Source organism: Burkholderia sp. KCJ3K979 (assembly GCF_016759955.1).
GTDB lineage: Bacteria > Pseudomonadota > Gammaproteobacteria > Burkholderiales > Burkholderiaceae > Burkholderia > Burkholderia orbicola.
Genome location: NZ_JACFYV010000486.1, coordinates 1 through 398 on the forward strand (window position 1 = coordinate 1; position 398 = coordinate 398).

At 53.0% G+C, this 398-nt stretch carries 1 protein-coding gene; it reads right to left on the reverse strand.

The window, feature by feature from the left end:
- Positions 1 to 106: 106 nt before the first annotated feature.
- Positions 107 to 398 (reverse strand): hypothetical protein (locus H3O04_RS35760; protein WP_442862865.1); only part of this gene is annotated, 292 nt, incomplete at its 5' end.

A 398-nucleotide genomic window follows, 5' to 3' on the forward strand; every position in this document is an offset into this window, starting at 1 on the left:
TTATTCGACAATGCGAGCAAAGGGTAATTCCCACTGGCGCTTGCCTGCTCCCCTCACCCTAACCCTCTCCCCAAAGGGGCGAGGGGACCGTCCGAGCGTTTTGATATTACGGCTTCGCCACAAAACCAATCGCTTCGTACACCGCTTTCAGCGTACGGGAAGCGTGTACACTGGCTTTTTCTGCGCCGTCTTTCATCACCTGTTGCAGGAAGGCTTCATCGTTGCGGAAACGGTGATAGCGTTCCTGCAATTCAGTCAGCATACCGGAAACGGCATCAGCCACTTCACCTTTCAGATGACCATACATCTTGCCTTCGAACTGTTTTTCCAGTTCTGGAATGCTCTGGCCCGTTACCGCAGAAAGGATATCCAGCAGGTTGGAAACGCCCGCTTTGTTC